This window comes from Methylobacterium sp. J-043 (assembly GCF_022829505.1).
GTDB classification, from domain to species: Bacteria; Pseudomonadota; Alphaproteobacteria; order Rhizobiales; family Beijerinckiaceae; genus Methylobacterium; species Methylobacterium extorquens_A.
This window is the reverse complement of sequence record NZ_JAKSYB010000081.1, coordinates 21,616-41,209: the sequence shown is the minus strand read 5'-3', so window position 1 is coordinate 41,209 and position 19,594 is coordinate 21,616. Positions and strand designations below refer to the sequence as shown.

Sequence of the window (19,594 nt, the reverse complement as noted above, 5' to 3'; positions counted from 1 at the left end):
GACGGGCGCAAGTTCCGGATGCTCAACGTGGTCGATGCGTTCACGCGTGAGTGCCTGGCGATCCGGGTGGCGCGCAAACTCAAGGCGGCGGACGTCATCGACGTGCTGTCCGACCTGCTCATCCTACGCGGTGTGCCGGGCAACAGCTGCTCGGACAACGGTCCGGAGTTCATGGACACGTCGGTACAGTCCTGGATCACCGGCGTCGGCGCGAAGACCGCCTGCATCGCACCCGGATCGCCATGGGAGAACGGTTACGTCGAAAGCTTTAACGCACGGCTACGAGACGAGTTGTTGAACGGCGAGATCTTCTACACGCTCAAGGAGGCGCAGATCGTGATCGAGAGTTGGCGACGACACGACAACGGCGTGCGTCCGCACGCTTCACTCGGCTACCGGCCGCCAGCCTCGGAGGTGTTCGTGCCCGCCTCACCCGACCGGCTCCGCCGGCCAAGCTAACCGTGGATCAGAGGCCGACCCTGCACCAATTTTGAACTTGGGCCACCCCGTGGGGGCCGATCACTTCCGCGATACCGCTGCGCAAGCGCAAACGGTGCTTTTGGAAACGATACGTTTCCCCGGTTTCCATTTTCGTTCCCTCTCACTCATTCCATAATGCTTTTGGCGGCACGCCGTCACAGGATGTGGGGCGACGCGACGGCGGACACGCTTCCCGACGCGTGCGCGGCTGTCGGTCTGGGCCAACGAGGGAGAAGAGCGGTGAGCTGGCACAGTGCGGATGATCCGATCCCGGGCGATCATTTCAGTTGCGACGCGATCCGGACCCTGATCGTGCCGCGCTCGCGCGATCTCGGCTCTTTTGCCGTGCGCCGTGCCCTCCCCTCGACCGAGTGCCGGATGGTCGGCCCGTTCATCTTCTTCGACCAGATGGGGCCGTCCGAGTTCCTGCTCGGCCAGGGTATGGACGTCCGTCCGCACCCGCATATCGGCCTCTCGACCGTCACGTACCTGTTCGACGGCGAGATCATGCATCGCGACAGCCTGGGCACCGAGCTGCCGATCCGGCCGGGCGAACTGAATTGGATGACGGCCGGGCGCGGCATCACCCATTCGGAGCGCACCGCTCGGACTCTGCGCCAGACCGGCTCTCGCCTGTTCGGCATCCAGAGCTGGGTCGCCCTGTCGGCCCGCGACGAGGAGAACGCCCCGGCCTTCGAGCATTACGAGGCCGCCGCGCTTCCGGTCCTCACCGGCGAGGGCAAGACCGTGCGGCTGATCGCGGGCGAAGCCTTCGGCGCGCGTTCGCCGGTGCGCACCTCAAGCCCGATGGTTTATGCCGACGTGATGCTGGAAGCAGGCGCCGTCCTTCCGCTCGACCCGACCTACGACGAGCGGGCGATCTACACGGTTGCGGGCGCGATCGAGATTGCCGGCGTCGGTTTCGGCCCCGGCCAACTCCTGGTGTTCCGGCCCGGCGACCGCATCAGCGTGCGCGCGACGGAGGCCGCGCGGTTCATGGTTCTGGGCGGCGAGCCGATGGACGGGCCGCGGCACCTCTGGTGGAACTTCGTCTCCTCGCGGCCGGAGCGGATCGCCCAAGCCAAGGAGGATTGGCGCCAGGGCCGCTTCGACACGGTGCCCAACGACGCCGAGTTCATCCCCCTGCCCGAGGATCCCCCACCCGTCCGCTATCCGTGAGCGACAGCGCGCCGGTCCCACCGAGGGCCGCGCGCCCGGTCCCCACGCTTTGTCCTGCCTGCGCCCGACCAGCGCCTTACAACCCGTCCAGAGGTTCGATCACGCCATGGCTATCGAAGCATCCGGGGCCGCGAGCGAACTCGTTCAGGTCGTCTCGCTCCTCGCCGCGGGCGTCGTCGCCGTTCCCCTGTTCAAGCGGCTCGGACTCGGCTCCGTCCTCGGCTACCTCGTGGCGGGGCTGGCCATCGGGCCGTTCGGCGTCGGCTTGTTCAACGACGCCCACGCGATCCTTCACGTGGCCGAACTCGGCGTCGTGATGTTCCTCTTCATCATCGGATTGGAGATGGAGCCCTCGCGGCTCTGGGGCATGCGCCGCGAGATCTTCGGTCTCGGCCTCGCGCAGGTCGACGCCTGCATCGCCGCCCTCACGCTCGTCGGCGTCACCATGGGGTTTCCGGTCGTCGTGGCCTTCGTGGCCGGCACCGGCTTCGTGCTCACCTCGACCGCCATCGTCATGCAGCTCCTCGAAGAGCGCGGCTCGCTCTCGACGCCGAAGGGCCAGCGGATCGTCGCCATTCTGCTGCTCGAGGATCTCGCCATCGTGCCGTTGCTGGCCGCCGTCGCGCTGCTCGCGCCCGGCGGCGCCGAGACGAGCGGGACCGAGCGCGCCATCGCCGTCGCCATCGCCCTGGCTTCCGTCGCCGCACTCGTGGCCGCGGGCCGCTGGCTGCTCAACCCGCTGTTCCGCCTGCTGGCGGCGGCCAAGGCGCGGGAGGTCATGACCGCAGCGGCGCTGCTCGTCGTGCTCGGTTCGGCGCTGGCGATGCAGCTCGGCGGCCTCTCCATGGCGATGGGGGCTTTCCTCGCCGGCGTGCTGCTCTCAAAATCGAGCTTCCGCCACCAGTTAGAGGCCGATGTCGAGCCGTTCCGCGGCATCCTGCTCGGCCTGTTCTTCCTCGGCGTCGGGATGTCCCTCGATCTGGCGGTGATCGCCGCGAACTGGGGCCTGATCCTCATGAGCGTGGCCGCCTACATGGCGGTCAAAAGCATCGTCATCTACGGAGTCGCCCGCGCCCTGCGGACCCAACACGCCGAGGCGCTGGAGCGGACGGCCCTGATGGCGCAGGGCGGCGAGTTCGCCTTCGTGCTCTACGCGGCGGCAGCGAGTGCCGGGATCATCGACGGCACGACCAACGCGATCCTCACGGCCACCGTCATCCTGTCGATGGCGATCACGCCGCTGACCGTCATCGCTTTCGATCGCCTCGGACCGAAGGCCGCCGCATCCACGGACGGCGTCGATGCGCCGGAGGATCTCGTCGGCAGCGCCCTGATCGTCGGGTTCGGCCGGTTCGGGCAGATCGTCAGCCAGCCGCTGATCTCCCGCGGCTGCTCGGTCTCGATCATCGACACCAACGCCGACAATATCCGCCTCGCCGAGGGGTTCGGTTTCAAGGTCTATTACGGCGATGGCGCCCGGCTCGACATCCTGCGCGCGGCCGGCGCCGCGACGGCGCGCGCGATCCTGATCTGCATCGACGACCGCGCCATGGCCAAGCGCATCGCGGAACTGGCGAAGGCGGAGTTTCCGCTGGTTCCGGTCCTGGCGCGCGCCCGTGACCGGGAGCACGCGGTGGAGCTGATCGAGGCGGGCGTCGCCTACCAGATGCGCGAGACGCTCGAATCGGCCTTCGCGCTGGGTGAGCAGGCCTTGGTGACGATCGGGGCCGACCCGGACGCGGCCGGTGAGATCATGGCCGAGGTCCGTCGGCGCGACGCGGAGCGCCTCGACCTCCAGGTCGTCGGCGGCATCTATGCGGGCCGAGAGCTGATCCGGGGGAACGCGTCCATGCCGACGCACGGGCACGGGTGAGCTGGGCACGGCGGCGAAGACAGAGGGCCGCCTGAGATGCGGCACCAAGGGAACGCGGCACGCCGATGCGGGGCACGGCGTTCGGCTGTAGAGAAAGCCGGGAGACGAGGGCACCCTGCCGAGGCGATCCGGTCAGCGTGTGACTGGGGACGTCTCGGCGAAGGGTTTCGAGCCGCACCATGGCCAGTCATCTCGGCTTCGCCTTCCTTGCCGGCCTCCTCTCGGTGCTGTCGCCCTGCGTGTTGCCGCTGCTTCCGCTGGTGCTGGGCGCGGCGGTCGCGGAGCACCGGCTCGGGGCCGTGGCGCTCGCCGCCGGTCTGGCACTTTCGTTCGTCGCGATCGGTCTGTTCATCGCGACGATCGGCTTCGCGATCGGCCTCGACGGCGACCGGTTTCGCGCCATCGGGGCGGTATTGCTGGTGCTGCTCGGCCTCGTCCTGATCGTACCGGCGGCGCAGAATCGGTTCGCCGTTGCGGCCGGGCCGTTGAGCAATTGGGCCGAGGGGAAGTTCGGTGGGGTTTCGACCGCCGGGCTGGCAGGCCAGTTCGCCGTCGGCCTCCTTCTCGGCGCCGTGTGGAGTCCCTGCGTCGGCCCGACCCTCGGCGCGGCCTCCCTGCTGGCCGCCCAGGGGCGCAACCTCGGCGGCGTCGCAGTCACCATGCTGGTGTTCGGCCTCGGGGCCGCCCTCCCCCTTGTCGCCCTCGGGATGCTGTCGCGCGAGGTGCTGATTCGCTGGCGCGCGCGGATGATGGACGTCGGCAAGGGGCTCAAGCTCACGCTGGGCGTGATCCTGATCGTCACCGGCGCCCTGATTTTGGCGGGCTATGATCGGGCTCTCGAAACCACGCTGGTCGATGCCTCACCGGATTGGCTGACGGCGCTCACCACGCGCTTCTGAACAAGGAACTGCGCGGCCGCTGCGGATCAAACGCGGATTCGACAAAGCGGAGCGGCGGACGGTGCCGGGCGTTTTCCGGCGGTGGTCATCGTCGCCCCGGGAAGAAGATGCTCGACGCGGATATCTACGAAAGAATGCTTGGAACGGCCGCCACGGTCGCGGCGCCGTTGCGGGCCGCGATCGCGGCAATCGGTCCGATCGAGATCGCGCCGCCCGCGCATGCCAGCCTGGCCGAGCGTCTGTTCGTCGAGGTCGTCAACCAGCAGCTCTCGACCAAGGCCGCCCTCTCGATCTGGACGCGGATCGAGGCGGCTGCCACGGTACAGGATGGCACGCCGCGCGATCTGTTCGTTCCGGGCACCGAGGCCTTGCTGCGCGGCTGCGGCGTCTCGGCGAACAAGGTGCGGGCGCTCCACGCCATCCGCGAGGCCGAGGAGGCCGGCCGGCTCGGCCCGGAACTCACAACCCTACCGCATGCCGCGCGCTCGGCGGTTTTGTGCCGCATCCGCGGGGTCGGGCCGTGGACCGCCGACATGGCCGGCATCTTCCATTTTCTCGACCCGGATATCTGGCCCGTCGGCGACGTGGCCGCGGTCGGCGTCCTGCGGCGGCTTGCGGGGGATGACGATACGGTCGCTGTGGCCGCGCAGTTCGCGCCGTATCGCTCGATCCTCGCCCGCTACATGTGGCGCAGCCGGGACGCGGCGCCGGTCGCCGCCTGATGCGGTCAGCGGCCCGCCTCGAAGAAGGGCCGGAAATTCTCGAGCCAGTCGCGCAGCCAGAGTTCGGCGGCCTGTTTGGCTCCGTCCGGCTCCTGCGCATGGCCCCAGATGTCCTCGGCAAGCGGGCTCCACCACGTCCAGAGGCGGTTCGACCCGTCATACTCGACGGTGGCGACCTCGATCGCGCCGACGCGGCCGGTGAAGCGCTGGAGGGGCACCTCGGCGATCCCGCCCTGTGTCCAGATGATCGTATCGTTCGACATGGTGTCCCATTGCGAGCGGCACCGCACGCGTTCGCGCGGGTCCGCCGCCGATCGCTGATGATGTCGAAACGCGACGACGGCGGCCCTTCACAGCGCGCAACGACGTTCGGACTTGACGGGATCGAACTGATCCTGCAAGCGCGCGTTGTCTGCTTATCGTCGCCGTGTGCGCGATGCGCGGCTCCACAGGAACTTCCGACCCCAATGCCCGACGACAGTAGTCGATCGACCACGCCGCCTTCGGCCACCCGCGTGTTCCGCGCCTGATCGTCTGATCCGGCTCACCCGCGACCGGCCCTGGCGGCTGGTCCGACAAGAGGTGAGCCATGATTGACTCCAATGTCATTTCCCGCCGTGCGCGCTTTCGTGCGGCGAAATCCGGCGGTAGCGGCAGCGTGGTGCTCGTGGTGGCGCTGATGATGGCGCTGGTCTTCGTGCCCGTACTGGCCCTTCACGCCGCGGCGCTTTCCGGTGCTGTGACCGGCGACGAGGTCCGGCCCGACGACGTCGCCGCCGCCGTGTCCCATAAGAAGGTACCGGGCTGAGGCGCACTCCCGATCGCGGTTGCCGGCCTTTGGCGCCCGCATTCGAAACCCGCTCGACCAAAAAAAGGGGACGCCGTGGAGGCGTCCCCTTTTTAATTCGCACGAGGCCCGGTTCAGGCTGCGCGCACCGTCGCGAGGAAGTGCGCGACCTCCGCCCGCAGGTGCTCGGATTGCCGCGACAGCTCCGAGGCCGAGGCCAGAACCTGCGTGGCGGCGGCTCCGGTTTCCTCCGACGCCTGCGCCACGCCCGCGATGTTGCTCGTCACTTCCCCCGCGCCCACGGCCGCCTGGGAGACGTTGCGCACGATCTCCTGGGTCGCGGCCCCCTGCTCTTCCACGGCCGCAGCGATGGTCGCCGCCACCGCGTTGATCTCGCGGATGCGCCCGGTGATGCCGCCGATCGCCGTCACCGCCTGACCGGTGGCGCCCTGGATCTGCGCGATCTGCCCGGAAATCTCCTCCGTCGCCCGCGAGGTCTGCGCGGCGAGTTCCTTCACCTCGCTTGCGACGACGGCAAAGCCGCGTCCGGCCTCCCCCGCCCGCGCCGCCTCGATGGTGGCGTTGAGCGCGAGCAGGTTGGTCTGGCTGGCGATGCTGGCAATGAGGTTCACCACATCGCCGATCCGCGCGGCGGCTTGGCTCAAGTCGTGGATGAGGACGGCGCTATGGTCCGCCTCACCGACGGCGCGATTCGCCATCTCCGCCGATGTGCCGACCTGCCGGCCGATCTCGTGGACGGACGCACCGAGTTCCTCCGCGGCGGCGGCCACGGTTCCGACATTGGAGGCCGCTTCCTCCGCCGCAGCCGCGACGGTGGTCGATTGGCTGGCGGTCTCGGTCGCGGTCGCGGTCATCTGCTGAGCGGTCGCCTGCAACTCGGTGGCGGAGGACGACACCATTCCGACGACACCGCCGACGGCGCGCTCGAAACCGTCTGCCAACTCGATCATGGTGCGGCGGCGCTCGATCGCGGCGGCTTCATCCGCCACGCGCTTCAGTTCCGCCTGCTCGGCCGCCTTGCGCGCGACGAGCGCCTTGATGGCTTCGACGGCACGGGCGACGGCGCCGATCTCGTCGCCACGGCGTGCCTCGGCGATCTCGGTCTCGATCTCGCCTCCGGCCATCCGCTGAAGTACGCGCACGAGGCGGCCGATGGGGCGCACGACTCCGACGATCATGATCACCCCGAGCAGCCCGAAGGCCAGCAGCAGCCCGGCGACCGCGATGACCGTCAGCGCCAGGGCCGCGGATGTGCCGACGTCGGCGGCTTTCCGCTTGGCATCTTCGAGATCGCTGATGTTGGCCGCGATGCGCTTCCGGATCGCCTCGATCGCCTTTGTCCGGACCGGGCGCACTTCTTCCGAAGAGACCTTGGCTGCCACCTCCTTCTGATTCTTCAGGCCGAAGGCGATCGAGCGCTCGACCGTCGTAAAGAAATCGGAGATCGTCGCTCTGACCGCGATCAGCATTGTCCGGCGCGCGTCCGTATCTGCCAGGGCGATCAGGTGGTCTGCTTCGGCAAACGCCCGCGTCCGCGCTTCCTCGAATCGCTCGCGCTGCGCCGATAGGATCGACGCGTCGGTCTCAAGGATGATGTTCTTTTCGCTGATCACCGCCTCGTCGATGGCGAGGGCGGTCTGCAACGCGGTGATCACCCGCGCCGCGCGCACGTCGACAACCTCTTGCGTACCACGCTGCAACTGCCCGAGCGCGTCACGCGCCAGACCGACGATGCCGGCCGCGACCAGCGCAACCAACGCCACCGGAATAGCGAGTTTTCCGATAAGCCTGAGATTCGTGAACCAGCGCATCTGTCCGCGTCACAGGGACCGTAAAAGGCATCCGCACGCGTCCCCTGTCGCCGCGGATCACAATATGGTGAGGGGGCCACAGTTAATAAGAAGCAACTTGGGAGATGGATTTTGAATGAATATCAGCGACAACATATGTTATCATGACTTTGACGTTTCGATAGCCACCGACCGAACAGAATTTGCTTGACGGCGAAGAAGTTCGCTCGCGTTTTTGCCTGCCCCGTTCTGGCGGGCGCAGACGACCGAGTACGCTTCGCACGTCCGATGCGGGCCTGCCCTGAAGCCGCTCCGCTTCCGCTCGCGGCGACCTTGGCGTAAGGCGCAGGCGCTCCCTCCCGGCACACCGCCCCCAGACCATCAACCAGGCCTCGCGGACGCATGATTCGCCTCGACAAGATCGGCAAGCAGAACGGTCGTCAGATCGTCTTCATCGAGGCGTCCGCCGCCCTCCAGAAGGGCGAGAAGGCCGGCCTCGTCGGCCCGAACGGTGCCGGCAAGACCACGCTCTTCCGGATGATGACCGGCCAGGAGCAGCCCGATGAGGGGCAGGTCTCCTCGGAGCGCGGCATCACCATCGGCTATTTCAGCCAGGATGTCGGCGAGATGACCGGTCGCACCGTCGTCGCCGAGGTGATGGACGGCGCCGGCCCGGTCAGCGTTGTGGCGGCCGAGTTGAAGGAACTGGAAGCCGGTCTCGCCGATCCCGACCGGGCCGACGAGATGGAGACGCTGATCGAGCGCTACGGCGAGGTTCAGGCCCGCTTCGAGGAGCTCGACGGTTACGCGCTCGAAGGCCGCGCCTACGAGGTTCTGGCCGGGCTCGGCTTCTCGCAGGAGATGATGGACGGCGATGTCGGCCGGCTTTCGGGCGGCTGGAAGATGCGCGTCGCGCTCGCCCGCATCCTGCTGATGCGCCCCGACGTGATGCTGCTCGACGAGCCGAGCAACCACCTCGACCTCGAAAGCCTGATCTGGCTCGAAGCCTTCCTCAAGGGCTATGAAGGCGCGCTGCTGATGACCTCGCACGACCGCGAGTTCATGAACCGCATCGTCTCCAAGGTCATCGAGATCGATGGCGGCACGCTCACCACCTATTCCGGTGATTACGGCTTCTACGAGCAGCAGCGGGCGCTGAACGAGCAGCATCAGCAGGCGCAGTTCGAGCGCCAGCAGGCGATGCTGGCCAAGGAAATCAAGTTCATCGAGCGCTTCAAGGCCCGCGCCAGCCACGCCGCGCAGGTCCAGAGCCGGGTGAAGAAGCTCGACAAGATCGAGCGGGTGGAGCCGCCGCGCCGTCGCCAGACCGTCGCCTTCGAGTTCCAGCCGGCGCCGCGCTCCGGCGACGATGTCGCGATGCTCAAGGGCGTGCACAAAAGCTACGGCAGCCGCATCATCTACGAGGGACTCGACTTCTCGATCCGGCGCAGGGAGCGCTGGTGCGTGATGGGCATCAACGGCGCCGGGAAATCGACGCTGCTGAAGCTCATCACCGGCACGGCGCAGCCCGATGCCGGCACGGTGGCCGTCGGCGGCAGCGTCAAGCTCGGCTACTTCGCCCAGCACGCCATGGATCTGCTCGACGGCGACCTGACCGTGTTCGAGGATCTGGAGAGCACCTTTCCGCAGGCCGGACAGGGCTCGCTGCGGGCGCTCGCCGGCTGCTTCGGCTTCTCCGGCGACGACGTCGAGAAGCCCTGCCGGGTGCTGTCCGGCGGCGAGAAGGCGCGGCTGGTGATGGCCAAGATGCTCTACGACCCGCCGAATTTCCTCGTCCTCGACGAGCCGACCAACCACCTCGACATCGCCACCAAGGAGATGCTGATCAACGCGCTGGCGGGCTTCGAGGGTACGATGCTGTTCGTCAGCCACGACCGGCACTTCCTGGCCGCCCTGTCGAACCGGGTGCTCGAAGTCACCGGGGAAGGCATCCGCCAGTATGGCGGGGGCTACTCGGAATACGTGGCGAGCACCGGTCAGGAAGCGCCGGGGCTGAGAAGCTGACCCGCACTCAAGGGTCGAGGGCGAGACCCTCATAGCGGGCAACGAGACCGGCCGGCGCGACGATCCGCCAAGCGGTCAGCAGCGCGCCGCGCAAGGTCTCCTCTTCGACAAGGTCGAGTTCGAGGCTCGTCCAGCCGCGTGCGCCCCAGGCGCCCGGCACGGGCTCGAACGCGTCCGGCTCGTCCTCCATCAACTGCGCTTGCGCCTCGGGCGTCAGCCGGATGACCACCCGCGCCTCATCGGTCCAGAGCGTGGCGAAGATCCGCCCGCCGACCCGGTAATCGGGATGGCCCTGATGCGCGCCCTCGACCGCCTCCGGCAGCATCAGCGCAAGGGCGCGCACATCCTCCGGCAGGCAGGACATGACCGCGGGCTACGCTCGGCTCGTCGGCGCCTGCCACGCGGTACCCGGATGTTCACGCACGTCGCCGTTCTTCGTCCCCGTGTCGCCGTCGCTCACCCATTCGCCGGGTTCGGCGATCTCGACGATCTCGTCCTCGGGGTAGGCCGCCTCGACGAACAGACGCGCCTCGCCCTCGGCTGCGGCCCGGACGGTCACGAGGGAGCGCTCACCGCCAGCGCCGCGCACCCGCGCGATGAAAAGCTTCGTCATGGCTGGTTTCCTCCCGCCGCATCACACGAACCGATCAACGCCCGCGCGGCGGAAGGGATCATCCGAAAATCAGGGTGCGTGCACGAGGCCGCAGATGACGAACACCGAAAGGCAGATTTACGCCCCCGTCGCCGCCCCGCGGCCGGCGGATCGAGGTGCTCTGCAACGCCGCCGCCGTTCGGCAAGTATCGTAGGCCTCCCCTGCCCTTTCACTGGATCTGGATGAGTTTCAGGCCATGACATCACGTCCTTCCCCTCGGGCGGGACGTGTCGCGCTTCCCTGCGCCTCAAGCGTCGGCCCAGGCCTCGTGGACCGGTCCGCGAACGGTGTCGGGCTTGGATTCCCCGATGAAGATCACGACCGGGCCGTGGGCGGCGCGTCGGGGATCGTAGAAGTCGAGCAGGTCCGGTGCGATGTCTTGGAAGAAGGGCGGACGTACGCCCTGCTCGCGCAACAGATGGTCGATGACGACCTGATCGCCGTGCACGGCGTTGGGGACCGGGCCGCAGGACCCCGCTTTCATCCAGCGGTCGGGCGCAGCCGCGAAGCGCTCGTAGAGCCCGGCAAGTTCGTCTCCGGACCAGCGCAGCAGAGCGCTGGAAAGGCGGCCCTTGTGAAAGTAGTCCTCCATTGCCGCGAGGCCGGGCTCGGCCAGCGCATCGGCGGCGCCGGTGAAGACGGTGTCGAGGTCGCAGAGCAGCGTCGTGCCCTGAGTGAGACCGGGGCGGAACGCCTCCATCTTCGCCCACCAGGCCGGCCAGTCATGGCGCAAGGGCACACGCTCGACGCCCTCGACGTCGAGCGGCAGATCGGTGAGGCAGAGGATCCGCGTGAAGGCCGGCGCGTGGCGGCGCACACCGCGGGCCAGCCGCTCGACCCAGATCGCGTCGTAGCGGCCGCCGCTCTTCAGCACCGTGATCAGCGTGGACATGATGAGCGGATCACTTTGCGAGAGGGTGCAGGCACAGGCGCCCGGCCGCCTGGGCTTCAGCGAACCACGCGCGCTCGGCGGCCCAGGGATGTCCAGGCCAGCCCGCGAACCCGAAGCCATAGGCCTGCGCCGGAGCGGCATCGCGGGGGCGATCGTTCAGGAGCGCAAGCGTCACGAGGAAGCCGGTGCTCGGGTTCGGGCGCCCGTCCGTCCGGGGCGCCAGCAAGCGACGTGCGCGCTCGTGGAGATCTTCAGTCAAGATGTGGATCGGCCGGCCCGTGGGGCGCAGCAGCGCCAAGGCCTCGCGGGTCCAGCAGATCGGCTCAGGGCCATTCTTCTCCGCCGGCAGCATCGGAAAGGGCAGGATAAAGGCCTGAGCCGCCCGCACCACCGGGCGCTCGAGAAATTGAGGGTCTGCCAGCCATTCCCGCATCTGCCCGCCGCGATTCACTAGGGCGAGATGGGTGACCCGCGAGCCGGTGCGGCCACCGAAGCCTGCCGCGTTGTTGAAGCGCACCACGCAATCCCCTGCATCGATCGCCCGCGCCACGCCGTCGATTTCCGGCGCATTGCCGACGACCGCCAGGGACGCGGCGGGGGGCAAAGCGAAGCGGTTTGACTCGGGAAGATCGACGTCGGCGGGCACTTGCGGCAGGGACTCGGGGTTTGAAGGTTGCGGAGCAACGGAGGTAAGGCGCCGGTTCGGCGCAACCAGACCTTTGCCGGAAATCGAGGATGCCGGAGTGACGACCATGCGCCGATGCTTCGTCTGCACGGCCGACATGCTCGTGCCGAGCGAGCGGCACCTGATCTACCCGGATGGGCGTCGGCGGCTGTTTCCGCTCGCCTGCGCCTCCTGCGGGGTCCTGCTCGAACGCGAGGCGGACGCATCCGGCTGCCGCGCGCATCTGGCCGATGCTGTCACGAAATCCGCTTTCGTCTCCGATCCGGACGCGCCCTACGGTCTCGACCTTTACACGCTCCGCACCGCCGCCACCCGGTTCGGACGCGGCACCCGCCCGCTCGACGCCGAGGGCTGGGCTGCCTTGCTCCATCCCCATGACGAGCGCGCCGCTCGTGCCGCCCTCTACGCCCTTGATGCCTCCGACACATGCCCTGTCTCGCTCGGCCTGCTCTGCCGTCCGTCCGAGATCGATGCGGTGCTCGCGAGCCTGCCGGCGAAAGCGGACTGGACCGACGACGTCACGATCCTGCTCGATACAGACATCACGCCGCCCGGCGCTGTGGCGGTCGCCGGATTTTCGGCGGGGGCGGTGCGCGTGGCCGCCCGGCCGCTGGCCGGCGACTTCGCCGCGCAGCGCAATGCGCTCCAGGCTCTGGCTCGCCATGCCTGGATGCTGCAACTCGACGCCGACGAGACGCTCGATCCGGCAACCGGCCGCCTCCTGCCCGCGATCGTCGCCCTGGCCGAGGCCGGCGCCGTCCGCTCGATCGGGCTGACGCGCTTCAATCGCGTCGATGGCATTCTCTCGGATGTCTACCCGGACGTGCAGTACCGGTTGAACCGCACCGATCTCCGCTACGCCGGCCGGGTGCACGAGCGGCCGCAACTCGCCGGCGGCTGGCCCGAGAGCTTCATCACCCTCCACGGCGGGATCGAGCATCGCCTGAACCGCGCCCATGTCGCGGCCCGCTCGCGCCGCTACGAAGCCCTGGATCCCGGCCGTGGCCGCCTGGAGGAAGCGGAAGCCCTGCTTCGCCCCTACCGCGACTGAGTTTGGATTCCGGAGGTCGAGACCTTTGGTGGGTCCAGGGCAAAGCCCTGGAGGTTCGGCAAAGCCGATCACTTCTGCCGCGCCGCTCTGATCGCAGCCTCGTAGAGCGCCAGAGTCTCGCGCCCGAGACTCGCCCTGTCGAAGCGTCCAGTCGCGGCGAGAGCCCGTATGCGGTAGGCGCGGCGCAGGTCGGGATCGAGGAGAAGCGGGCGCAGGGCATCCGCGAGCGCCGGCCCGGTGGCGGCCCGCGCGAGAGGGCCTGCCCCGGACGCGCCGACGAAGGCGCGGGCGCTCGCATCCTCCGCGCAGGCCACCACCGGACGGCCATAGGCCATGGCCTCCTGATAGACGAGGCCGAAGCTCTCGTAGCGGGACGGCGCAAGCACCGCATGGGCATCCGCATAGGCCTGGGCCAGCGCCGCCGCATCGATCCGGCCGCGGGCGCGGACATAGGGCCGCGCCGCGTCAGGCAGATCCGCCGGCATGTCGTCCGGCGGCACCCCGACGAGGTCGAGCCGGAACGGCGGCAGGGTGCCCGCTGCCTGCTCGGCTGCGAGGATCACGATCGCGCCGAGGAGCGCGTCGAACCCTTTGCGCGCCTCCGCCCGCCCGACGAAGAGCAGGCGCAGCGGGGCATCCGTCTCCGGATAGGCGGCGGTGCGGGCGCTTCTCAGGATGTCCGGCGGCAGGCTGAGGCCGATCACGGCGGAGGGTTGGTGTCCCGAAAGGCGATAGGCCCGCGCGATCACCGCCCCGTGCTCGGCCGTGTTGGCGATGACGCCGGCGCTGCCCCGTGCCTGGGCACGCTCCAGCGCATCGGCCGTGCATCCGTCGAGACGGTCGCGCAGCCCGGCGCCGGCCCCGCGCGTGAACGCGGCCGGGGTCGAACTGCGCGTCACCAGGGGCAGGTCGCCACGGCGGGCGAGCAGCACGGCGGGCGCGTACCAGTTCGTCGCCTCGATCACGTCGAAGGGCGCCCTGGCATGGGCGGCCAGAACCGCCCGCCGGAACGCGAGCGGAGCGGCCAAGTGCCCGGCCGAGCCCCAAAGGCGCAGCCGCGCAAGGCGACCGCCGGACGGCAGGGCGAGCCCTTCGACCGTGACGCCGCCGACCTGCTCGCGGCCGGTGCGGTCGAGGGTGAAGACGGTGACCTCGGCGCCGGCCGCGGCGAGGCTTTCGGCGATCTCGCGCGCCGCCGTCGAGAGGCCACTCGGTGCCGGCGGGTAGTCCCAGGCCAGAAGCGCGGTGCGCATCAGGCGGCGAGCAGACGGCGGTAGAGCGCGATGTAGTCGCGTGCCATGCGCTCGGCGGTGAACCGCTCCTCGAAGCGGCGGCGCACCACCACGCGGTCGAGCCCTCCGATCCGGGCCAGCGCCGCGACCGCTTCGGCCTCCGAGGCGACGACGAAACCCGTCACCCCGTCCTCGACGATCTCGGGCACCGAGCCGCGATTCCAGGCGATCACCGGCGTGCCGCAGGCCATGGCCTCGATCATCACGAGGCCGAAGGGCTCGGGCCAATCGATCGGGAACAGCAGCGCCCGCGCGCCACCGAGCAGTTCGCCTTTCGCCCGGTCGTCGATGGGCCCGAGATAGGTGGCATCCGGCCCGAGCAAGGGGCGCACGCTTTGGTCGAAATAGTCCGGGTTGCCGACGTCGATCGTACCACCAAGCCGGATCGGCAGGCCGGCGGCGCGGGCGACGCGGATCGCGGTGTCCGGGCGCTTCTGGTCGGTCATCCGGCCGACGAAGGCGACGTGCGCGCCGGGCTCGGGCCGGAACGTGTAGCGGTCCCGGGCGATCCCGTGATGCACGACGCCCGCCCGATTCGAGGCTGGAATGCCGGCCTCCTGTGCCGCCGAGATCGCCGCCACCGGCAGATCGGGGAAGCCGGCGAAGAACAGCGCCCGGTCGAGTTCGTCTACGCGCCAATGCACCGTCGTCAGGCTCCGGCGCCGACGCGGGCCCAACAGCGCCGCGTGGGCGAACTCGCCGTGGCAATGCACGATGTCGAACCTGTCGAGCCGCAGACGTAGCGCTTCCAGTTGCAACGCATCGAGAACCGCCGGAACCCCGGGGGGCACCTGCCGGTTCCGACGTTCCAAAGCCGCAAGGCTCGGGTGATCGCCGACGCGCGGCAAGTCTGTCGCACTGTCCGATGAGGCGAACAGCGTTACGTCTATGCCTAAGCTTCGCAGCGCCACGGACAGATCGTTCACGATCCTCTCGGTGCCGCCATGGTGTTCGGGGGGAACGGGGAAAATGTTCGGGGCGACTTGGGCGACGCGGATCACGTGTTGCACCTTACTCAATACAATCGGCGTGGGTCGTCTCGGCACGACGAACGCTTGATGTTCGTTCTGCACATTGCTCTACAGGGTTGCCTTCGCGGCCGTGATGTCGTCTACGGCCTCACTTCCGACACCGGCGGGCATATCCGATACCTGCTCGATCTCGTCGGTGCCTCGGCGCAGGACGCCCGGATCGCGCGGATTGTCATGGCGACGCGTCGGTTCGAGGGCCCGCCCGGCCCCGACTACGCCCTGCCCGAAGAGCGGGTCTCCGACAAGGTCGAGCTCGTGCGGCTCGCGAGCGCGTCGCCGGGCTACCGCTCGAAGGAGGCGATGCACGGCGAGGTCGAGAGTTACGCCGAGAATCTCATCGCCTGGATCGGCCGGCAGCCCCGCGCGCCCGACATCGTCCACGCGCATTACGCGGATGCCGCCGCGGTCGCGGGAATCGTCGAGGACCGGCTCGGCATCCCCTTCGTGTTCACGGCCCATTCGCTCGGGCGGGTGAAGGCGGCGATGGTCGGCGGCGATGCCGACGGCTCCCCCGAACTCTTGCGCCGGATCGCCACCGAGGAGGCGGCCCTGGCGCGCGCGAGCCTCGTCATCGCCTCCTCGCGCGACGAGGCCGAGGTTCAGTATGCGGGCTACACCGCCTACGACCCCGGCCGCGCCCGCGTCCTGCCTCCGGGCAGCGATCTCGCCCGCTTCGCGCAGAGCCGTCCGCATGCCCGGATCGATGCGGCGATCGGCCGGTTCCTGCACGATCCGGGCAAGCCGGCGGTGCTGGCGCTGGCTCGGCCGGTGGCGCGCAAGAATCTGGCGGCCCTGGTGGCGGCCTACGGCGAGAGCCCGGACCTCCAGGCACGGGCCAACCTCGTGATCGTCGCCGGCACCCGCGACGACATCGACCGGCTCGACGGCGACATGGCCGCGACCATGCGCGACCTGCTCGTGCTCATCGACCGCTACGATCTCTACGGCCGCGTCGCCTATCCCAAGACGCACCGCCCGGAGGACGTGCCGGCGATCTACGCCTATGCGCGGGAGCGCGGCGGCGTCTTCGTTAATCCGGCCCTCAACGAGCCGTTCGGCTTGACCCTTCTGGAAGCGTCCGCCGCCGGCTTGCCGCTGGTGGCCACCGACAGCGGCGGACCCAACGACATCGTCGAGACCTGCGGCAACGGGCTGCTCGTCGATCCGCGGGCACCTGCGGCGATCGCCGCCGCCTGCCTTCACATCCTCACGGATGCCCCCTTCCGCGCCCGCTGCGTCGCGGGCGGCGCCCGCGCGGCGGCGGCCTATGACTGGGATCGGCACGCCGCACGCTATCACGACCTCCTCGGCGCGCTGATCGCGCGCAACCCGCCTCTACGGACCCCGCGCCAGCTCCTGATCTGCGATATCGACAACACGCTTGTCGGATGCGAATCCGCGCTGGCGACGTTCCGGCGCTGGCGAAGCCGCCAGACCGGACTGGCCTTTGGCGTCGCCACCGGTCGCTCCTTCCACAGCGCGATGGCGGTGCTGGAGCAGCAGGAGAGCCCGCGACCGCAGGTGATGATCACCTCGGTCGGCTCGGAGATCTATCATCTCGATGCCAACGGCGTGACCTACACGGCCGACGCGACGTGGCGCGAGGTCGTATCGGACGCCTGGGACCGGGGAGCGGTCGGCGCGGCGCTGAGCCGTCTCGACGGGCTGGTGCCGCAGGGCCCCCTCGAGCAGCGCGCGCACAAGCTGAGCTTCTTCGGCGACGAGGCGACGGCGCACCGCGTGCGCGATGGCCTTGTGCAGGCGGGCCTCCCGGCCAACGTGATCCACAGCCACGGCCGCTACCTCGATGTCCTGCCTGCATCGGCTTCGAAGGGGACGGCGGTCGATCACGTCCGCGCGCTTTACGGCCTGCCCGAGCAAGCCGTGTTCGTAGCCGGTGATTCCGGCAACGACGTCGAGATGCTGCGTGCCCGGACGCAGGCGATCATCGTCGCCAACTACTCCGACGGGCTCGCCACCAACGCCGCGCTCAAGCACTCCTACGTCGCTCGTAGCTCGCATGCCCGCGGCATCATCGAGGGCGTCCTGCATTTCCGCCGGGCCCTGGCCTATGCGTCGTAAGCTCCGCCTCGGCGCATCCACGTGACTGGCAACGCGGGCCCCCCTCCTCCGCCGAGCGTGCTGACCCTGGTCCGCGGCCGGGCCGACCGTCTGCGCAACCTGATGCGTGGGCTCGCCCGCCAGACCGTGCGTCCGCGCGAACTGGTGATCGCCTGGATGCAACCGGAACCGGAGCCCGACCTGCCCGATCCGGGCTGCCCGGTGCGCCACCTCCATGTGCCGGGCGAGCCGATGCCGCTCGCCGCCGCACGCAACCGGGCGGCCGCGGCGGCCTCGGGAGACCTCCTCGTCTTCCTCGACGTGGATTGCATCCCGGGTCCGACCCTGGTGTCCGCCTATACGGACGCCGCCGCCACCGAGCGGGGCCTGTTCCTCGGCGAGGTGCTCTACCTGCCGCCGGACGCGATCACGGGCGGCACGGCTCCCGATTCCGCCGTGCTCGACCGGCTTGGCCGTGCCCACCCGGCCCGGCCTCTCCTGCCCGAGTCCGGACTGCGGCGAGAGCCCGATGCCGGGCAGCTCTGGGGCCTGTCCTTCGCCCTGCCTGCCGAGGCGTGGCGCGCAGTCGGCGGCATGGACGAGCGTTACGTCGGCTATGGCGGCGAGGAGACGGATCTCGCCGCCCGCCTCGCGGAGTCGGGGCTGCCGACCTTCTGGGTCGCGGGTGCGCGGGCCTACCACCAGCACCACCCCGTTCACGTGCCACCCCTCCAGCATTTCGCGCCGATCCTCGCCAACGCGACACGCTTTCACGCGCGGCACGGACGCTGGTGCATGACCTACTGGCTCGAACAGTTCTGCGCGGCCGGATTGATCGCGTGGGATGCCGATGCGCCGGCGATCCGCGTCCTGCGCCGGCCGAGTGCGCCCGAGATCGCCGCCGCCCTGCGGCCGCAGGCCCTCTTCTCCTAGTCCCGACGCCTTCCCGATCTCCTTCCGATCCGAGTCTCGAAACCCCGCCTCATGAAGAAACCCATCGCGTTCTTTGTTCATCATCAGGGCCGGGGCCATGCCAATCGCACCATGGCGGTGGCCGCCGAGTTCGCCCACGACCGTCCGGTCTCGGTGCTGACCGCCGGCCCGCACCTGTTCGACGGATTTTCCCGCGACATCGAGATCGTGGCGCTCCCCGACATGATCGGCGCGGCCGTTCCCACCCCGCGCCTCTACGCGGAGCCGACGCCGCCGGTGATGCACTGCGTGCCGCTGGGCCTCGCCGAGATGCGCCGGACCATGCGCCAGATCCTCGACCATCTCGACGAGCGCGCGGTCGGTCTGTTCGTGGTCGATGTGTCGGCGGAGATCGCGATGCTCGCGCGCATCGCCAGCGTCCCCGCCGTCCAGATCCGCATGCACGGCGACCGCAACGACATCGCCCATATCGGCGCCTACGAGGCCTGCGTCGGGATGCTCGCCCCCTTCGACGAGCGGCTGGAGCAGGACGACTACCCGGCGCATCTGCGCGACAAAACCTTCTACAGCGGCGGCCTCTGCACCAGCATCGATCGCGTGCCGGATCGCGCCGAGGCGCGGGCTCGGCTCGGCCTCGACCCACGGCGCGAGATCGTCGTCGCGGTCACCGGCGGCGGGGGAAGCGGCACGCCCTATGCGCCGCTGACGGTCGCCGCCCGCGCCGCGCCCGATGCACTCTGGCTGACGCTGGGGCCAACCCATCGCGAGGGCCACGAGACCGACTTCGCCAACCTGCGCGAACTCGGCTGGGTGCCGTCGGTCACCGACTATCTCGCCGCGGCCGACATCGTGGTCGCCTCGGCGGGTGACAACACGGTGCACGAAGTCGCGCGCGTTGCGGGGCGCCTCATCGTGATGCCGGAATGGCGTTACTTCGGCGAGCAGACCCGCAAGGCCGAGGCGCTGGTCCAACTTGGCGCCGCCGTGCAAGCACCCCACTGGCCCGGCGACTTCCACGGATGGCGCGATCTTCTCGACCGCGCCCGCAGCCTCGACGGGACCATCCTGCGCAGCCTCTACGCACCGGACGCGGCCACGCGGGCGGCCGGATGGCTCGAAGGGCTGACCGACGCGCTCTGGCAGGACGGATCGTCCGGCCACGAACCGGACGCCGTCCCGCTACGCGCCGTCGCCGCCGCCGGCTGAGCGAGCCGCCTCGA

Annotated in this window: 18 protein-coding genes and 1 pseudogene; 11 read left to right on the top strand and 8 right to left on the bottom strand. The window is 69.4% G+C overall.

What is annotated here, in order from left to right; genetic code table 11:
* From MKK50_RS24960 to MKK50_RS24940, 5 genes and pseudogenes are all read left to right on the top strand, one after another.
* Positions 1–494 (top strand): annotated as a pseudogene (locus MKK50_RS24960) (integrase core domain-containing protein); the annotation flags it as partial.
* Positions 495–720: 226 nt separating this feature from the next.
* Positions 721–1,659 (top strand): pirin family protein, encoded by a 939-nt coding sequence (locus tag MKK50_RS24955; RefSeq protein WP_499025881.1) that lies wholly within the window; start codon positions 721–723, stop codon positions 1,657–1,659.
* Positions 1,660–1,765: 106 nt separating this feature from the next.
* A complete protein-coding gene (locus MKK50_RS24950) occupies positions 1,766–3,532 on the top strand; it encodes a monovalent cation:proton antiporter-2 (CPA2) family protein (protein ID WP_499025880.1) in 1,767 nt (588 codons plus the stop codon).
* Positions 3,533–3,711: 179 nt separating this feature from the next.
* Positions 3,712–4,431, top strand: a complete 720-nt coding sequence (locus tag MKK50_RS24945) for a cytochrome c biogenesis CcdA family protein (RefSeq protein WP_253368086.1) — start codon at positions 3,712–3,714, stop codon at positions 4,429–4,431.
* Positions 4,432–4,538: 107 nt separating this feature from the next.
* A complete protein-coding gene (locus MKK50_RS24940; RefSeq protein WP_499025879.1) occupies positions 4,539–5,153 on the top strand; it encodes a DNA-3-methyladenine glycosylase family protein in 615 nt (204 codons plus the stop codon).
* A gap of 5 nt (positions 5,154–5,158) precedes the next feature.
* On the opposite strand, the gene MKK50_RS24935 is transcribed toward MKK50_RS24940, so the two are convergent.
* On the bottom strand, positions 5,159–5,416 hold the full coding sequence (locus MKK50_RS24935) for a hypothetical protein (protein ID WP_499025878.1): 258 nt from the start codon (positions 5,414–5,416) through the stop codon (positions 5,159–5,161).
* Positions 5,417–5,742: 326 nt separating this feature from the next.
* Between MKK50_RS24935 and MKK50_RS24930 the strand changes: the two genes are divergently transcribed.
* Positions 5,743–5,961, top strand: a complete 219-nt coding sequence (locus tag MKK50_RS24930; protein WP_499025877.1) for a hypothetical protein — start codon at positions 5,743–5,745, stop codon at positions 5,959–5,961.
* Between the two features lie 113 nt (positions 5,962–6,074).
* Here the strand turns inward: MKK50_RS24930 and MKK50_RS24925 are convergent, their stop codons facing one another.
* Positions 6,075–7,772, bottom strand: a complete 1,698-nt coding sequence (locus MKK50_RS24925; protein ID WP_499025876.1) for a methyl-accepting chemotaxis protein — start codon at positions 7,770–7,772, stop codon at positions 6,075–6,077.
* 381 nt (positions 7,773–8,153) lie between these two features.
* Here MKK50_RS24925 and MKK50_RS24920 point away from each other — a divergent pair, with 381 nt between their 5' ends.
* The gene (locus MKK50_RS24920) at positions 8,154–9,776 is read left to right on the top strand and encodes an ABC-F family ATP-binding cassette domain-containing protein (RefSeq protein ID WP_499025875.1); all 1,623 of its coding nucleotides are present in this window, start codon (positions 8,154–8,156) and stop codon (positions 9,774–9,776) included.
* 7 nt (positions 9,777–9,783) lie between these two features.
* On the opposite strand, the gene MKK50_RS24915 is transcribed toward MKK50_RS24920, so the two are convergent.
* The 4 genes from MKK50_RS24915 to MKK50_RS24900 form a co-directional block, all read right to left on the bottom strand.
* Positions 9,784–10,140: an MmcQ/YjbR family DNA-binding protein gene (locus MKK50_RS24915; protein ID WP_499025874.1), complete on the bottom strand. Its 357-nt coding sequence runs from the start codon at positions 10,138–10,140 to the stop codon at positions 9,784–9,786.
* Between the two features lie 9 nt (positions 10,141–10,149).
* Positions 10,150–10,389 (bottom strand): hypothetical protein, encoded by a 240-nt coding sequence (locus MKK50_RS24910; protein WP_499025872.1) that lies wholly within the window; start codon positions 10,387–10,389, stop codon positions 10,150–10,152.
* A gap of 287 nt (positions 10,390–10,676) precedes the next feature.
* Positions 10,677–11,321 carry a hypothetical protein gene (locus tag MKK50_RS24905; RefSeq protein WP_499025871.1) on the bottom strand — a complete coding sequence of 215 codons (645 nt, stop codon included), beginning with the start codon at positions 11,319–11,321 and terminating at the stop codon, positions 10,677–10,679.
* 10 nt (positions 11,322–11,331) lie between these two features.
* Positions 11,332–11,967: a glycosyltransferase family 29 protein gene (locus MKK50_RS24900; protein ID WP_499025885.1), complete on the bottom strand. Its 636-nt coding sequence runs from the start codon at positions 11,965–11,967 to the stop codon at positions 11,332–11,334.
* A gap of 106 nt (positions 11,968–12,073) precedes the next feature.
* Here MKK50_RS24900 and MKK50_RS24895 point away from each other — a divergent pair, with 106 nt between their 5' ends.
* Positions 12,074–13,057: a glycosyltransferase family protein gene (locus MKK50_RS24895; RefSeq protein WP_499025870.1), complete on the top strand. Its 984-nt coding sequence runs from the start codon at positions 12,074–12,076 to the stop codon at positions 13,055–13,057.
* A 68-nt stretch (positions 13,058–13,125) separates the two neighbouring features.
* Here the strand turns inward: MKK50_RS24895 and MKK50_RS24890 are convergent, their stop codons facing one another.
* Both MKK50_RS24890 and MKK50_RS24885 read right to left on the bottom strand, forming a co-directional pair.
* On the bottom strand, positions 13,126–14,310 hold the full coding sequence (locus tag MKK50_RS24890; protein WP_499025869.1) for a glycosyltransferase family 4 protein: 1,185 nt from the start codon (positions 14,308–14,310) through the stop codon (positions 13,126–13,128).
* Positions 14,310–15,350, bottom strand: coding sequence for a glycosyltransferase family 4 protein (locus MKK50_RS24885; protein ID WP_499025868.1), 1,041 nt, complete (start codon positions 15,348–15,350; stop codon positions 14,310–14,312). The genes MKK50_RS24890 and MKK50_RS24885 overlap by 1 nt, the downstream gene beginning before the upstream one ends.
* A 57-nt stretch (positions 15,351–15,407) precedes the next feature.
* Between MKK50_RS24885 and MKK50_RS24880 the strand changes: the two genes are divergently transcribed.
* The 3 genes from MKK50_RS24880 to MKK50_RS24870 are packed head-to-tail and all read left to right on the top strand — an operon-like array spanning position 15,408 to position 19,580.
* Complete coding sequence (locus MKK50_RS24880; protein WP_499025867.1) at positions 15,408–17,462, top strand: HAD-IIB family hydrolase; 2,055 nt, start codon at positions 15,408–15,410, stop codon at positions 17,460–17,462.
* Positions 17,463–17,483: 21 nt separating this feature from the next.
* On the top strand, positions 17,484–18,374 hold the full coding sequence (locus tag MKK50_RS24875; RefSeq protein ID WP_499025865.1) for a glycosyltransferase family 2 protein: 891 nt from the start codon (positions 17,484–17,486) through the stop codon (positions 18,372–18,374).
* A gap of 51 nt (positions 18,375–18,425) precedes the next feature.
* Positions 18,426–19,580, top strand: coding sequence for a glycosyltransferase (locus MKK50_RS24870; protein ID WP_499025864.1), 1,155 nt, complete (start codon positions 18,426–18,428; stop codon positions 19,578–19,580).
* Positions 19,581–19,594: the final 14 nt, after the last annotated feature.

Excerpts from the sequence above, each read along its gene's own strand:
- MKK50_RS24950 (WP_499025880.1), top strand. The coding sequence starts at position 1,766 with ATGGCTATCGAAGCATCCGGGGCCGCGAGCGAACTCGTTCAGGTCGTC.
- MKK50_RS24945 (WP_253368086.1), top strand. The coding sequence starts at position 3,712 with ATGGCCAGTCATCTCGGCTTCGCCTTCCTTGCCGGCCTCCTCTCGGTG.
- MKK50_RS24940 (WP_499025879.1), top strand. The coding sequence starts at position 4,539 with ATGCTCGACGCGGATATCTACGAAAGAATGCTTGGAACGGCCGCCACG.
- MKK50_RS24935 (WP_499025878.1), bottom strand. The coding sequence starts at position 5,416 with ATGTCGAACGATACGATCATCTGGACACAGGGCGGGATCGCCGAGGTG.
- MKK50_RS24930 (WP_499025877.1), top strand. The coding sequence starts at position 5,743 with ATGATTGACTCCAATGTCATTTCCCGCCGTGCGCGCTTTCGTGCGGCG.
- MKK50_RS24925 (WP_499025876.1), bottom strand. The coding sequence starts at position 7,772 with ATGCGCTGGTTCACGAATCTCAGGCTTATCGGAAAACTCGCTATTCCG.
- MKK50_RS24920 (WP_499025875.1), top strand. The coding sequence starts at position 8,154 with ATGATTCGCCTCGACAAGATCGGCAAGCAGAACGGTCGTCAGATCGTC.
- MKK50_RS24915 (WP_499025874.1), bottom strand. The coding sequence starts at position 10,140 with ATGTCCTGCCTGCCGGAGGATGTGCGCGCCCTTGCGCTGATGCTGCCG.
- MKK50_RS24910 (WP_499025872.1), bottom strand. The coding sequence starts at position 10,389 with ATGACGAAGCTTTTCATCGCGCGGGTGCGCGGCGCTGGCGGTGAGCGC.
- MKK50_RS24905 (WP_499025871.1), bottom strand. The coding sequence starts at position 11,321 with ATGTCCACGCTGATCACGGTGCTGAAGAGCGGCGGCCGCTACGACGCG.
- MKK50_RS24895 (WP_499025870.1), top strand. The coding sequence starts at position 12,074 with ATGCGCCGATGCTTCGTCTGCACGGCCGACATGCTCGTGCCGAGCGAG.
- MKK50_RS24890 (WP_499025869.1), bottom strand. The coding sequence starts at position 14,310 with ATGCGCACCGCGCTTCTGGCCTGGGACTACCCGCCGGCACCGAGTGGC.
- MKK50_RS24880 (WP_499025867.1), top strand. The coding sequence starts at position 15,408 with ATGTTCGTTCTGCACATTGCTCTACAGGGTTGCCTTCGCGGCCGTGAT.
- MKK50_RS24870 (WP_499025864.1), top strand. The coding sequence starts at position 18,426 with ATGAAGAAACCCATCGCGTTCTTTGTTCATCATCAGGGCCGGGGCCAT.